Source organism: Thalassospira sp. CH_XMU1458, assembly GCF_037027205.1.
Classification (GTDB): Bacteria; Pseudomonadota; Alphaproteobacteria; order Rhodospirillales; family Thalassospiraceae; genus Thalassospira; species Thalassospira tepidiphila.
On the sequence record NZ_JAYMDW010000001.1, the window covers coordinates 1,221,552 to 1,236,593 of the forward strand.

Annotated in this window: 9 protein-coding genes; all 9 read left to right on the forward strand. The window is 49.5% G+C overall.

Annotated elements, in window-relative coordinates:
* Positions 1–380: 380 nt before the first annotated feature.
* The 9 genes from WBY09_RS05550 to WBY09_RS05585 all read left to right on the forward strand — a co-directional run bounded on the left by WBY09_RS05550 (position 381) and on the right by WBY09_RS05585 (position 15,042).
* Positions 381–1,019 (forward strand): TnsA endonuclease N-terminal domain-containing protein, encoded by a 639-nt coding sequence (locus WBY09_RS05550; RefSeq protein ID WP_336232198.1) that lies wholly within the window; start codon positions 381–383, stop codon positions 1,017–1,019.
* A complete protein-coding gene (locus WBY09_RS05555) occupies positions 1,016–3,106 on the forward strand; it encodes a Mu transposase C-terminal domain-containing protein (protein WP_336232199.1) in 2,091 nt (696 codons plus the stop codon). Before WBY09_RS05550 ends, WBY09_RS05555 begins: the two co-directional genes overlap by 4 nt.
* Positions 3,099–4,049: a TniB family NTP-binding protein gene (locus WBY09_RS05560; RefSeq protein WP_336232200.1), complete on the forward strand. Its 951-nt coding sequence runs from the start codon at positions 3,099–3,101 to the stop codon at positions 4,047–4,049. Before WBY09_RS05555 ends, WBY09_RS05560 begins: the two co-directional genes overlap by 8 nt.
* The gene (locus WBY09_RS05565; RefSeq protein ID WP_336232201.1) at positions 4,036–5,589 is read left to right on the forward strand and encodes a TniQ family protein; all 1,554 of its coding nucleotides are present in this window, start codon (positions 4,036–4,038) and stop codon (positions 5,587–5,589) included. The genes WBY09_RS05560 and WBY09_RS05565 overlap by 14 nt, the downstream gene beginning before the upstream one ends.
* Before the next feature lie 271 nt (positions 5,590–5,860).
* Positions 5,861–6,055: an antitoxin Xre/MbcA/ParS toxin-binding domain-containing protein gene (locus WBY09_RS19900; protein WP_443082656.1), complete on the forward strand. Its 195-nt coding sequence runs from the start codon at positions 5,861–5,863 to the stop codon at positions 6,053–6,055.
* 185 nt (positions 6,056–6,240) lie between these two features.
* Positions 6,241–9,750: a protein NO VEIN domain-containing protein gene (locus WBY09_RS05570; RefSeq protein WP_336232202.1), complete on the forward strand. Its 3,510-nt coding sequence runs from the start codon at positions 6,241–6,243 to the stop codon at positions 9,748–9,750.
* The gene (locus tag WBY09_RS05575) at positions 9,747–10,442 is read left to right on the forward strand and encodes a hypothetical protein (RefSeq protein WP_336232203.1); all 696 of its coding nucleotides are present in this window, start codon (positions 9,747–9,749) and stop codon (positions 10,440–10,442) included. Before WBY09_RS05570 ends, WBY09_RS05575 begins: the two co-directional genes overlap by 4 nt.
* Before the next feature lie 118 nt (positions 10,443–10,560).
* Positions 10,561–12,231 carry a GmrSD restriction endonuclease domain-containing protein gene (locus WBY09_RS05580; RefSeq protein WP_336232204.1) on the forward strand — a complete coding sequence of 557 codons (1,671 nt, stop codon included), beginning with the start codon at positions 10,561–10,563 and terminating at the stop codon, positions 12,229–12,231.
* A gap of 9 nt (positions 12,232–12,240) precedes the next feature.
* Entirely contained in the window at positions 12,241–15,042 is a 2,802-nt protein-coding gene (locus WBY09_RS05585; RefSeq protein ID WP_336232205.1) for a DUF1156 domain-containing protein, read from the forward strand.

Genomic DNA, 15,042 nt, shown 5'->3' on the forward strand with positions numbered 1-15,042 from the left:
GTGGGATTATGACAGGCAAAGTCATGACGCTCTATTTGTTGTGCGCGCGTCAGAATGTAAAGCACCTCTTTCAGAAATTTTGCAGGATAGAACATTCTGAGCTGCTGTCTGAGCGGGGGTGTCCGAACTTCAGTTGATAAATCCTCGGACCAGACATTGACCGATTGTTAACAAATCGGAATCATTTCAACCCAACAGAAACCAGTTGGGAGCTCCAAACGCAAAAACCGCCACAGAATGTCTGAAGCGGTTGGTTACGTCGCATAAGCGAGGATTAGTAGGATTTTTCTCCTTTAGCACGTTTCCCCCTATCAGGCAAGCACTGCGTGTCAATCACGCAACAGGATCACTTTGCCTAACTTTGGCTAAAGGAGATGAAAATGTATGAACCAGCACGCCGGGTTGTCACCCGGAGTAAAGGTCGTGTTGTAGGATATTTTTACAGCAGGAAAAACCGGAGACAGGTAGCGTGGGAGTCACAATTAGAGCGTGATTGCATGCGGGTACTTGATGTGTTGCCTGAGGTGGTGAAGTACAAGGCGCAGCCATTTCGGTTCATTTACGAATGCAACGGCAGAAGTCGCTTTTACTACCCAGATATCGAGGTTCTAACCAGAACCGGACGCAAAATTCTAGAAGTTAAGCCGGTCAAGAAACTCTTTGAACATGGTGTGCTTGAGAGGCTCGAGCTCATGCGTGAAATGTTGCGTGAGGAAGGATACGGCTTTGAAGTCTGGACAGAAGACCAAATCAGAAAAGAGCCGCTCTGGTCGAACGTAAAGCTCCTGCAACCGTATCGGCTGCTTGGGGGGACACTTTACTCAGTCCTATCGATCTATCGAGCATTCAATGGTCAAGATCGCATTTCAATCGGTGAACTAGCTAAGCAAGTCAGTGCTGACAATGCGCTGGAAGCAGTCTTGCCATATATCGCAGAGGGAAAACTCTGCGTCGATCTCAATGAACCGATCACAGCAGACAGTCTAGTTTGGTTCTACGAAGGGGAGATCAAAAAATGAGCATGATCCACATCCCTGTAAATACCAGAGTTTGTCTAGATGCAGAGGTTTACAAGGTAGTTTGCCACACCGAGTCCGACGAGTTGAACCTGACCTGTCTTCGAACAGGTAAACCTCTTTTGATCTCTGCACGAGAGCTGGCTGAGAAAGTGGTTGAGGGCGAGGCCTCTATTGACCAGCAAATACCTGAAATGGACACGTCGCTTAAGGGGCAGCTCGAGAAGCGCTTTGAGGCCTTCAGTGAAAGTGACAAGGCTGTAGCGAGAGAGCGGCTAAGTTACATCCACAAAGTTGAAGAGCTTTTGGTCAGCAGTAATTTAACCATGGCGATAAACGAAGTTATCAAGGGCGCGGAGCGAGGTGGAAAAGCTATCCCTCCAAGTTTTAGTGCGATTTGGAGGTGGTACGACGAATGGCTCAAAGGTGGCCGAAATATCACTGCTTTGGTTCCTAGGCATCACCTCAAAGGCCGAAGGCCAACGTGTCTGTGTAATCGGTCTTTTGAGATCCTGCAGGAAGTTGTCGAGGACCACTATCTCGTTCGAACGCCCAAGACCAAGCTTGGCGTCTTTAATCTATTCAAAAGTCGGCTGATGAAGGAGAACAAGCTTTATCCCGAAGCTGGACGAATGCACATCCCGTCCTCGAGAAGCATCTATCGTTTTTTGGCAGGTCTTAATCCGTATGAAGTGATGGCGGCACAAAAGGGCCGACGGCAAGCCGATAAGGTGTTTGCGGGTGTCGGACCAGGCATCGTTGCCAAGTTTCCTTTGCACATGGTCCAAGTTGATCATCAGCTTATGGACATTATCCTAAGAACCAAGGATGGAAAGGTAATTGGAAGACCTTGGTTAACCCTGGCTTTGGATCTTTACAGCCGAATGCCCGTTGGATTTTACGTTAGTTTTGACAGTCCGGGCTATGTTTCGGTGATGCATTGTTTGAAACATGCAATCCTTCCAAAAGAAGAGTATCTCAAACAAGTACTCGCTCAATTTGAGGCTCAACCCGGCACCACATCGGATGCTAACTTTGGGTCGATCTGGCCCTGTTTTGGGGTGATGGACACTTTGGTGCTCGACAATGCCTTGGAGTTTCACTCGCAAGATCTGCTGGATAGTTGCAGCCAGCTTGCAATTTCAGTGGAGTATAATCCGGCAAGAACCCCTCATTACAAGGGAGCTGTAGAACGTTTCTTCGGAACATTGAATACAAAGTTGATCCATACCCTGCCAGGGACAACTTTCTCTAACCCTGAGCAACGAGGTGATTACAATTCCGACAAGTCGGCCTGCCTAACAATTGAGGACCTAGAGTTCCTTTTGACGAAGTTCATCGTAGATGAACACGCAGTCACAGAGCACTCGACTCTCAAGAAGCTCCCTTTAGAAAAATGGCAGAATGGCGTTCGTGAGCACCCTGTTCGGTTCATCTCGAACCAGCAAGATGTTGCCGTATTGCTGTTCAAAGTGAAGGTCAAGAAATTGACCCGAACTGGTATCAGGATCATGGGGCTGAACTATCAGTCGCACAGCCTGCAGATCCTCCGTCAACGTTTGATGACGAATTCTTCAGGCAAGCCTGCCAATCCGGAAGTTCGGATCAAGTTTGACCCAGAAGACCTGGCGGTAATTCATGTTGAGGACAGTCGAGCCAAGTTGTTCATTCCTGTGAACTGCACCCATGAGACTTACGCTTTGCAATTGTCGATTTGGCGTCATCGCCTAATCCGCAAAGCGATGCTTAAACGGAAGTTGGATCTCAGGAAAGTTTCGGAAGATGATTTTCTTGAGATACGGCAGTCATTGTTTGAGGTCGCTGAAGAGCTCATCGAGAGCCGTCAGAAACGTAAACGCAAGGCAGCCAATCGTTTCACCAGTGAGGAGAAGAAAGCAGGGAACGACAACGGACCGCATCCAAAGACTGAACGTACCGTTGAAGAGCAAGCTGACGATGTCAGTTCTGATGAGACCTTTGCTTCACCGTTCCATTCTCCAGAAGAACTTGAGGACGAGTTAAAGCGTCGGGGATGGCGTACCTCGCGTGCAGGAGATCCGAACCAGGGCGGAGGTGAGGCCGATGCATGAATTCGAAAACGGATTAAGCAACGAACAAGCTATCAAACTCGCTGAATTTCGGGATCGTAGGATTGCTCATGATGCCTTTCAGGATGCGCTGACCAAGATCGCGAATTTCCACCAAACTGGTCGACATGCCTCTAGGCCTGGAATTCTGACGATGGTTGGTGAAACGGGTGCTGGCAAGACCTCTATCATCGAGGACTATTGCAATTTCCACAACAAAAGCGGCCGGTTCAAGAAGGTCCTTTTTGTCATCGTACCTGAAAGCTGCACCGTTAAGAATCTAGCTGCAAGCATCTTGATGGCATTGGGGGACCTGTCGAGTGTGAAAGGCACACGGCAGGACATAGAGCTCAGGATCAAAGATTATGTTGTTCGGACTGGCGTTGAATTGCTGATCTTTGACGAATTCCAGCACCTAACGAACCGCGGCAGTGCACGACGACAATATGATGCTGCAGATTGGCTAAAGACGCAGGTAGAGATACTTCGAAAACCCATCGTGTTCGCAGGCTTGCCGGAAGTTCACAATATATTCTCTGTGAACCCTCAGCTTGAGACGAGAAGAAATGGCAAAATCGGGATTGAGCCATTCAATCTTGATGCTGAGGAAGCACGAAAGTCCGTGGTTCTCTTTTTCCACATGCTCAATAAGCACCTGCCTTTGCCGAGGCCTGAGGTCTCGGCACTAAATGACCCTGTGGCGATCAAGTATGTCGTTGATGAAAACAAGGGACTGCTTGGATACATGATGCGGACTGTGCATTGTGCGACCGAGCTGGCGATGCTTGAAGGCGATGAAACCCTTCGCCTAAATCATCTTCATGAAGCTGTCCGGATTTTGGGGGCGGTAGAGTTCGATGTCGGAGAAGCGACAATCCGACCGGGAAAAAAGAAAACACCAAAAGACAAAGGCATCGGCAAGGAGGATGATCATGACATCTTCTAAAACGCTTTTGTTCCAGTCTCCACCAATCAAGCATGAGAGCTTGATGGGTTATCTTGTCCGTGTAGCAGAGCTGAACCGTTATCCCAGGATGTCCTGGATCGGAAATCTGGCTGGTGTGAGCCTAACGGACCAAGCGCAATCGAAAATTGCCGATAAGCTTGGGAAACTCTCCAAAATCATCGGTGTGACGGAGGATGAGATGAAGTCTCTGTCCTTCTACACAAGTGCACGCGGTAACAACTCTCATGTGATTCTTTCCACAGGTGAAATCATTCCGAGACAGTTCCTCTATTGGCCAAGTGAGCGTGTCTGTTTCTCGTGTTTGAGAGAGAAGGGTTTCGTTTCAGGGCTCTGGGACCTTAAATTTGTTACTCATTGCCCAGAGCATGGAGAGCTTCTCAGGAATGCTTGTCCGTCCTGCGGAGAAGATGTTGTTTCTAACAGGGGGCGTGTAGCCCCCTGCCTTCCCGGGTGTCAGTTCAAGGCTGCAGCCACTGAGTGTTCGAACCCAGTAATAGCCTTGATGCAATTGATCTCTAACAAATTCATGGGCACAGAGTTCGACGTCAGTGCGCAACGGTTGCCAGCTCAGCTGGTCGATGGAGATCTATATTTTCTTCTGCGCACGATATCTTTTTTGTCGACGCGCCTATGGCACGAGAATGAAGATTTGGACGAGAAGTGGCACGAAGAAACCAGCGATATTGTTGTTTCAAACGTAGAGCGCGTAGCCACAGCGCTAGCGAATTGGCCACATGGATTCTGTGATTTCATAGATGATGTTTGTGCCGGTAAGGGGGCACCAAACGGCATGATTGTAATGCACCAGATGTTTGGGAGTTTTTATAAGGCATTGGTGTCACAGCGAACTCAGCTTGGGTTTCTCTTCGATGCTTTACAGGACTACATGAACAACCGGCTGAGTGCGGGTTATGTGAGTGCGCGTGGAAGCCCCGCGGTGTTTAAGGTGAGAGATCGCAGAGCCTTCATGCCGGGGTTCGTTGCCCGCAAACAGCTGGGTGTTGGCAAACAAGAGTTTAAAAGGCTGGTGGAGCGGAAATATCTGCAAAGCAGGGTATTTGATACGAACTACGGCCGAATGATCTGTGTTCACCGTGAGAGCGTCAAAGAGTACGGAGAGACCAGAAGCCGTCTTGTGGATCGCAAGCAACTGGCAGATGAGCTCGGGGTATCCCAGCATGTGCTGTATTGTCTCAGTGCTACGAACATCTTGACGCCGATACATTCCCCAGATGGAGACGGTTGGCCGAAGTGGTTCTACGACCGCAAGGTTGTTGATTCCTGGATGGCGGATCTAAGGGCAGGTGCAAAACGGCCCCCAAAGGTCAAAAAAACACTCCGTTTGGGGCAGGCTGTTGCCAAGTTTAACAAGCAGGGTTTGAGTTACAGCAAGCTTCTGACTGCAATCAATCAAGGTCTCTTGAAGCTGTATGTCCCTCGGAAAGATGAGGAGACGGGTTTACAGGCTCTTCACGTCGACGAAGCTCAGTTGGAAAACTGGTATAGCAACGTCCACTAGCAACATTTCGTTAATCTTTGAAGTAACTTAGTGGAGTGGTCCGATGTCGTTGAACGGTGATGCTCTATCCTTCCCGGCCTCAATTACCGAGAAAGACTGTGCTCGTCTCAGTGGTCCGGGGTTAAAGGCGTTTCGCCATATTACTCCCGCTTGGGGATTAAGTACGAATGACCAAGTCAAGTTGCTTGGACACCCTTCAAGGTCAACCTACTACAGATGGTTGAGAAAGCAGAAGTCAGGAGAGCGGTTGGTCATTCCGTATGATGTACTTATGCGAGTCTCTGCAGTTTTGAATATCTACAGGAGTCTCTTTGATCGGTTCCCAGTCAAAGAGGAAGCGCTCATTTGGATGACAGGTAGACATCATGCGCCAGTGTTTGATGGTCGGTCTCCGTTGGTCGTTATGCTAGAAGATGGAGATCGCGGTCTAGAGGTTGTGGCTAGATATCTACACTCTTGGCGTTAATGATAGAACTCTGGATTCCGAGGTCTCCGCATTATCACCGGAAAGAACTAGCTCTTGCCAGTGTGATAAAATACTCGCAAAAATTGTGATCAATGTGCAAAGCTATGCACTACGAATTACACTCAGGCTGAGCAGTTAGAAGGCTGCAAAGCTTTTACCAAAATGAGTCGCGGGAGGACTAAGCGTTGGCTGAACTTGAAACTATAAGGAATGGTTCAGTTGTCCTTGGCATAATCCCAAATCAATCTGTCGAAGTTATCAGCAGCAGCTGGATTGGCGACCAAGCTGTAAATGTTGTTTATCGCACAACGTCAGGCTCTGTTTCTGAGGCGACACTTTATCGCGATGACGAGCACCGGCTGAGTTTGGAAAGTCGTGGACATTTATGGTCGTTCGACGCTGATGGGGCTCTTTTGCGCCTCGTGACCGAGGCCAATAGAATCAAACTCGCTCACTACTTCGACCCATATCTTGCGATACACACCAGCCTTGTCGATCCGCTGCCACATCAGATATCAGCGGTATATGGAGAAATGCTGCCGCGTCAGCCTTTACGCTTCTTGCTGGCCGATGATCCAGGCGCAGGTAAAACCATTATGGCGGGCTTGCTGATCAAAGAGTTGGTCGCGAGAAGTGATCTGGAACGTTGTTTAGTTGTGGCACCTGGAAGTTTGGTGGAACAATGGCAGGATGAGCTCGGCGAAAAGTTTGGTCTGGAATTCGACATTCTCTCTCGCGATATGATCGAAACATCACGGTCAGGGAATGTATTCAATGACCGAAACAGATTGATTGCCCGACTAGATGTATTAGCGCGCAATGAGGACCTGCAAGAAAAGCTTGCAAGTTCAACTGAGTGGGACTTGATCATTTGTGATGAAGCTCACCGAATGTCGGCAACCTTCTTTGGCGGTGAGGTCAAATTCACCAAGCGTTACCAGCTTGGACAGCAACTGGGGCAGATATGTCGTCATCTGCTGTTGATGTCGGCAACGCCGCACAATGGCAAAGAAGAAGACTTTCAGCTTTTCATGGCATTGTTGGACGGAGACCGCTTTGAAGGTCGCTTCCGAGATGGCGTGCACTTGGCTGACACCTCAGACATGATGCGGAGGCTCACCAAAGAGGAACTACTCAAGTTTGATGGTCGACCGCTATTTCCCGAGAGGCGTGCATATACCGTCAAATACGATCTCTCCCCTCAAGAGGCAGAGCTATATGGCGCGGTTACTGAGTATGTCCGCAACGAGATGAACCGTGTCCGGCGGTTTGCGGAGCAAGATGGAAAGAAGCGGAACAATGTCGGATTTGCTTTACAAATCTTGCAAAGACGCCTCGCGTCATCTCCAGCCGCGATTTATCAATCTTTGAAACGTCGTCGTGAACGGCTTGAGACAGAGCTTTCGGAAGCTCGGTTGATACACAAAGGTCGTAAGTCACGGTTTGATCAGGATTTCGATTCAGATGAAATCCTGAGAAACATTGATGAATATAGCCAAGATGAGATCGATGATCTTGAGGACAGTATTTCCACCGGCGCAACAACAGCAGAAACGGTCGAACAGCTTGAGATAGAAGTTGAGACGTTGAAAGGGCTCGAGGCTCTGGCTATGGGTGTTCTGCGTTCAGGACAAGACACCAAGTGGACGCAGTTAAACCGAATTCTCGATGATGAGTTGATGGTTGATGCTGATGGTAATCGTCGAAAGCTAATTATCTTCACTGAACCAAAAGACACTCTCCATTATTTGCTCGATAAGGTGAGGTCGCGATTAGGTCGGCCAGACGCTGTGGAAGTGATCTATGGCGGTGTAACCCGCGAAGAGCGGCGCAAGGTTGTTGAGCGGTTCATGCAGGACCGGGATATGCTCGTACTGATTGCCAACGATGCAGCTGGCGAAGGTGTTAACCTTCAGCGCGGCCATCTGATGGTGAATTACGATTTGCCTTGGAATCCCAACAAGATCGAACAACGCTTCGGACGTATTCACAGGATTGGCCAGACCGAGGTCTGTCACCTTTGGAATCTTGTCGCGTCGGATACTCGGGAGGGTGAAGTATACGCTCGACTGCTTGAAAAGCTTGAAGCGGCGCGCGAGGCATTGGGCGGTCGCGTTTACGATGTGCTTGGAGAGTTGTTCGAGGGGGCTGCCCTGAGAGACTTATTGTTTGAAGCAATTCAATATGGCGAACAAGAAGAGGTTAAAGCACGTTTGTTTAACGCCATTGATGGGGCCGTCGATCAAGAACACTTGTTAGAACTGCTTCGACGGAGGGCGTTGACGAACGACAGCATGCCAGAGGCAAGGGTTCAGGAACTAAGATTACAGATGGAGCAAGCGGAGGCGCAGAGATTGCAGCCTCATCATGTCCAAAGCTTCTTTATCGAAGCGTTCCAGCATCTGGGCGGACAAATCAAATCGCGGGAAGAAGGACGTTGGGAAATAACACATGTCCCGCTAGCAATTCGAGAGCGCGATAGACAGGTTGGTACATCTGCGCCAGTACAAAAGAAGTACGAGCGCATATGTTTTGATAAAAAGCTGATCAATAAGCAACCTGTTGCAACATTTGTGTGCCCTGGCCACCCGCTGTTGGAAGCGGTCATTAGCTTGGTCAGGGAACAGTACGGCCATCTTATGAAAAAGGGAGCTGTTCTGATTGATGATACGGACCCCGGCTCTGAAGTGTCGGCGCTGTTTATGTTGGAACACAGTGTCCAGGATGGACGGGAAACCTCGCTTGGAAAACCTCATATCATTTCTGAAAAACTTCAGTTTGCAGCAATCGATAAGAACGGTGTCGTCACAAATGCGGGGATTGCTCCGCATCTAAATCTTCGACCTGCAACCGACGAAGAGCTCTCTCGGCTTGATGACGTCCTGAACGAAGATTGGCTTCGAAACAATCTTGAAGAAAATGTTGTTCGGTTTGCCACTATGGAACTCGCGCAGGATCATGTTGCAGAGATCAAAGCACGCCGTTTACCAGAAATTGCCAAAGTTGAAACAGAGGTTCAGGCACGTCTGAAGAAAGAGATCAATTACTGGGACGCGCGTGCTTTTGAGCTCAAAGAACAAGAGCGAGCGGGAAAGAGAACCAGGTTAAACTGGCAAAATGCGCAACGAAGAGCGGAAGATCTTGCCGAAAGACTAAGTCGTCGTCTGGAGCAATTGAAGCAGGAGAAATTCATTTCTTCGGCACCACCTCGCGTGCGGGGAGGAATGATCGTTATTCCTGCTGGTTTGTTGAGTGTCGAGGAGGCTCTGGCAGGCTCAGGAGGTTTCTCAGAGGATCCTGTTGCGCGGAGGGAAATCGAACTAGCAGCAATGAATGCGGTGATGGCTGCCGAGAACGCACTTGGCAATGTTCCAACTGATGTGTCCGCACAAAAAGTTGGTTATGACATCGCATCATTTGATCCTCGGACTGGGCATCTGCGCTTTATCGAAGTTAAAGGCAGGATTGATAGTGCGGACACGGTGATGATTACGCGACAAGAGGTCATTACCTCTCTTCACGAACCAGACAAGTTTATCTTGGCCATTGTGCAGGTTGAGAATGGCTTTGCCCGTCAACCTCTGTATGTGCATGGAGCACTCGATACGCGCGAGCCTCCGTTCGATCAGAATGCAATTCAGTTCAATCTCAAGCGTCTATTGGAAAAAGCAATAGCTCCAGGGGGACGGCGATGAGATTTTCTGAAAAAAGCTTTGAAGTCCGATTGTGTGCCACTTTTTCCGCCGCGCTTATGCCATTCAACCGCAATCCACAATGGTTTGGAATGACCCAGGCGCAGGAGCGAATGACTGGAATTGACACGATGCTGAGTATCGGCGGGAAGTTGCTAATTTTCCAGTTTAAGGCCAAGCAGGATGATAAGTTTAAGCTTGAGAAGTTTCAGTGGCGCAATCTCGCGAGAATTGGGAAGAAGTATCCCAAAAGTACATACTATGTTTTTCCCGAAGCGGGAGATTTGGCAGCGGCTGCTTCCGCTCGCTGTTTGTTGAATACGAGCTGGTGTTGTGACGTTAACGACATCGGCAAAGGTTTTAGGTCAACTGCTGCTTCTATGTCGCTAACTCTGGTCAAAGCTAAATCGGCGCTGACCAGATCCAAACCAGATCAAGATTTCACAGCACAAAAGGCTTGCGAGGTTTTCGGGTGCTTTTGTCCAGCGTTTTTCCCATTGGAGGGTGAGGTCGTGGAAGGGGACGGAGGAAACTTGTTCTATCTCCAAGTCGGAACCTCTAGCGACTCAAAAGTTGACCGAACATTTCCTCCGTATCCGAAGAGCCTGGCGGGTATTCCGATTGGTACCATTTCCGGTGAAGAGGGGGGCAAGGCGAGCCAATTACTTCAGTGGAACAATTTGAGCAAATGTTAGGTGACAGTGCCCGGCAAAATCTTGGTAGCGGCCTATCGGGCCTTTTTTTGCCTAGCCAATAACAGTTCGAGAACTCTGAACTGCTGTTGCGAACGAAATTTAAGTGTGGGGAAATGCCGTGACCATTAATGCTCAAAATCGATTGCTCCCTGACTGGTTTACAAGGATTAGAACCCGTCAAACAGTATTGCCGCGTTTTCAGAGGTTTGAGGCTTGGAGCCATTCGACCGTAACTCAGCTGTTTAACACTATTCTTCAAGGGTTGCCTGTTGGCGCATTGCTCGTCCTTGAAATCGGAAATGAAGAACCGTTTATCTCGCGGACGATTGTTGGCGCTCCCACGACTGGTGAGCGGGTTACAGAGCATTTATTGGATGGGCAACAGCGACTTACCGGGCTTTGGCGGGCACTGCTTAATAACTATAATGACCGGACTTATTTCGTTTACTTTTCCAAAGATGAAGAAACGGGCATGCCCTATTATGTGGATTCTGTTGGCCGCTGGATGCAAGACGGAGACACTGAGGTTCGTCCTTTCTGGGCGAATAAGCCAGTCGAGCAATGGGGGCGGAAAATGATCCCGCTTGATCTGTTCGCGCCGGGTGACGATGCCCATGAAAAGTATAAAATCTGGGCGCGTGAGGCGATCCCAGACTCCGATGAACGAGAGGACGTTTCCGAAATTAGATCGCAAGTAAGGCAAACATTTGCGACTTTTAATTTGCCATTTTTGTCTTTGCCGGTCTCAACATCCAAGGAAACCGCGCTTGATGTGTTTATTAAAATGAACACATCGGCAGCACCTTTAAAGACGTACGATATTGTCGTGGCGCAGGTTGAGGCAGGACTAGGTAAGTCTCTTCATGATTTGGTTGCATCGGTTAAGACGGACTGCCCGAACATAGCGTCGTACTATGAACCAGAAGAACTGACGCTATACGCTAGTGCGCTCCTGCAAGGAAAATCCCCAACAAATAAGACCTATCTTGAAAAAGAGTTTGGGAAAAATCTCCTGGACCACTGGGAGGAACTCATTAATGGCATCAAAAGAGCGGAAGTATTCCTTGAAGAGGAGCGTGTGTTTGATGCTGCTCGGTTGCCGACCGACATTGTAGTTCCCGTTTTGACGGCTCTTTGGGCGAAAACGCCTGCAGGTTTAGATCAAGAGGGATTTGCTAGAGCGACGTTACGGAGATACATGTGGCGAGCCTTCTTCTCTGACCGATATCAGAAGTCAACAAACTCTCGCGCTCTGACTGACTATCTTGAACTCCGTGCATATCTTGATGGTAAGTCCGATCTAAAGCCTGTGGTGCTTGACGCTGAGCAACACCCATTGCCCGAGGAAAGGGAACTTATGCTTGCCGGGTGGCCGACCAAGAAAGAGCGACTTGCGCGCGCTATTTTGGCGATTGCCCTTCGTGAAGGCGGTCATGATCTTGCTGATGGGAGTACAGTCAGTCGGTCAAATCTAAAGAAGCGAGAGTATCATCATCTTTTCCCGGATGCATACCTGACGAAACTAGGTAGGGAGTCGAGCGAGATATATCGCTCTCTGAACTGTGCCTTGATCACTTGGAAAACGAACCGAAATATTTCCGATAAGGAACCAGAAAGATATATTGCTGAACGCCTTGAGGGAACAGGAGTTGATGAAAGTGAGGTGCGTCAGCGAATTGCCACACATCTTGTGCCGTACGATGAGATGATCGAAGGTGATTATGATGCTTTCCTTCGCAAACGGGCTGAAATCGTGTATGCGAAGATGCATGAAATTTGCAGTGTTTGAAGGACGTCCATGACCCTCACTTACAAAAAGAAACTTATTGAGGTCGCCATTCCGTTGGAAGCCATCAATGCCGCAGCTGGATATGAAAAGATGCCGGGTATTGGACCTCACCCAAGGGGCCTGCATCAATATTGGGCAAGGAGACCGCTATCAGCAAGTCGTGCGATTTTGTTCGCGCAGTTGGTGGACGATCCCTCAAGTCATCCGGACAAGTTCCCTACCGACGAAGCAGTGGAGACAGAGCGTAAGCGCTTGTTCCAAATCATCGAGGAACTGGTGAAGTGGGAAAACTCGACCAACGATGAAGTTCTGCAACGCGCGCGGGCGGAGATCCGTGCCAGTTGTGGTGAAGAGCTACCCCCCGTCTATGACCCGTTCTCCGGCGGCGGGTCGATTCCGATGGAGGCTCAGCGGTTGGGCCTGCCAGCATATGGGTCCGACCTGAACCCGCTTGCGGTGATGATCGGCAAGGCGATGATTGAGATACCGCCGAAGTTCAAGGATATGGATCCGGTTCATCCCGGTTTGAAGGACCGCAACCACTATCGCCATGTCGAAGGTTTGGCCGAGGATGTGAAATACTACGGGGAATGGATGCACCGGAAAGCGTGGGAGAGCGTTGGGCACTTTTACCCAAATGTCGAACTTCCGAACGAGTATGGTGGCGGAAATGGAACTGTAATTGCATGGGTTTGGGCGAGAACGGTCCCTAGCCCGGACCCAGCATTTTCAGATGTTCCCGTGCCGATTGCGTCAAGTTTCTTGCTTAGCTCAAAGAAAGGGCAAGAAGCGTGGGTTGAGCCTATGGTCGACAAGTTGACGAAGAAAATCACATACCGGGTTCGACACCAAGGCACGAAAGAAGAGATCGCCAAGGCAAAGGAAGGTACAAAAGCTGGACGAGGGGCGTCTTTTCGATGCCTTCTGTCAGATACTGCAATCACATCCGATCATGTCATTACGGCAGCAAAGTCAGGTGCTTTGGGTCAGGCGCTTATTGCAATTGTCGCTGAACGCAAGGGAGGGCGAGCTTATGTCGCTCCGAATGAGAGGCATGAAAGCACCGCTTTGTCCGCAGAGCCTCATTGGAGGCCAACGCAATTGCAGCCGCGGAATCCCCGATGGTTTTCGACACCGGCCTACGGAATGGAAACCTTTGGCGACTTGTTCACAGACAGGCAGGCCCTCACATTAAGTACTCTAAGCGATTTGCTAGACGAAGTTCGCACAAATATAGAAGCTGACGCTGTTGAAGCAGGTTTTCTGGCTGATTCTACGCCGTTGCGCGATCAGGGCCGAGGTGCGAAAGCTTACGCCGAGGCTGTAAGTGTTTATCTCCAGTTCGCAATTGATCGCTGTGCAGATTTTTCAAATACTGCTGTACGCTGGAACCCGAGCAATCAGAAAGTAATGAATCTATTTGCTCGTCAGGCAATTCCGATGACTTGGGATTACGGAGAGGCAAATATTTTGGGAGACGTAGTCGGAGGGTTTCGCCCCGCTGCGACATTCATTTCAAAATGTATTCAGACACTGGTGCCCTACAGTGACGGCTATCTAAGGTCCCATGACGCGCAGACCGTTAGATTCCCAAAGAATGCGGTAGTATCTACGGATCCCCCCTACTACGACAACATTGGCTATGCTGATCTTTCTGACTTCTTCTTTGCTTGGACCCGACGCGGTCTGAAAGAAGTATATCCTGAGATTTTCAGTGTTCTAGCAACCCCAAAATCAGAGGAACTCGTTGCAACGCCATACAGGCATGGCGGCGTTCAATCTGCTGAGAAGTTTTTTCTTAATGGCATGAGAGAGGCAATTAGGAATTTTTGTAGCCAAACCAGATCTGATATCCCAGCAACCATATATTATGCCTTCAAGCAGAGTGAAATTGAGAAGGAAGGTATTAGTTCAACAGGTTGGGCAACTTTTCTACAAGCAGTGTTGGAAGCTGGATACTCGGTGGTAGGTACGTGGCCTATCCGTTCTGAACAGACTTATCGGATGGTTGCAGCTGGCACTAACGCGCTTGCAAATTCGGTTGTCCTTGTCTGCCGTAAAAAGGAGGACACCGCCGAAACCATAACTCGAGCTGAGTTCATCCGCGCCTTAAAACGGGAGTTGCCACCAGCGATCTCTGAACTTCAAGCAGCCAACGTCTCCCCCGCTGATATGCCTCAGTCAGCGATCGGCCCTGGCATGGGCATCTTCTCCCGCTATAAGGCCGTTTTGGAATCCGACGACAGTCAAATGAGCGTGAAAACCGCCCTACAGCTTGTCAACGCGGAACTCGATGACTTCCTCGGCGGCATTCAGGGTGAGTTTGACCCCGACACCCGCTTTGCCATCAGCTGGTTCGAACAGAACGGAATGGGCAAAGGCGATTATGGTGTCGCCGACAACTTAGCCAGAGCGCGAGGGATCGCAGTCGAAAGCGTGAAACATGCTGGTATCGTTGAAAGCCAAGCGGGGAAGGTGCGTATCCTTAGACGTAATGAGCTGGATCCTTCCTGGGAACCACAGACGGATACCCACTTGACCATTTGGGAATGCCTCCAATACCTCGTGCGAGCGCATGAGAAGGACGGTATTTCTTACAACACTGCTCTGTTGCTTCGAAAGATTGACGACAAGGCAGAGGCGGTGAAGGACCTCGCCTACTGTCTGTACGACATTTGTGCGAACAAGCGACAGGATGCGAAAGAGGCGACGGCATACAACGCGCTGATCGCGGATTGGACGGAGCTGACGCGGCAAGCCGCCATGATCCACGATATTCGTGGAACAGGTCAGACAAGCATGGATTTCTGA

Excerpts from the sequence above, each read along its gene's own strand:
- WBY09_RS05550 (WP_336232198.1), top strand. The coding sequence starts at position 381 with ATGTATGAACCAGCACGCCGGGTTGTCACCCGGAGTAAAGGTCGTGTT.
- WBY09_RS05555 (WP_336232199.1), top strand. The coding sequence starts at position 1,016 with ATGAGCATGATCCACATCCCTGTAAATACCAGAGTTTGTCTAGATGCA.
- WBY09_RS05560 (WP_336232200.1), top strand. The coding sequence starts at position 3,099 with ATGCATGAATTCGAAAACGGATTAAGCAACGAACAAGCTATCAAACTC.
- WBY09_RS05565 (WP_336232201.1), top strand. The coding sequence starts at position 4,036 with ATGACATCTTCTAAAACGCTTTTGTTCCAGTCTCCACCAATCAAGCAT.
- WBY09_RS19900 (WP_443082656.1), top strand. The coding sequence starts at position 5,861 with ATGCGAGTCTCTGCAGTTTTGAATATCTACAGGAGTCTCTTTGATCGG.
- WBY09_RS05575 (WP_336232203.1), top strand. The coding sequence starts at position 9,747 with ATGAGATTTTCTGAAAAAAGCTTTGAAGTCCGATTGTGTGCCACTTTT.
- WBY09_RS05585 (WP_336232205.1), top strand. The coding sequence starts at position 12,241 with ATGACCCTCACTTACAAAAAGAAACTTATTGAGGTCGCCATTCCGTTG.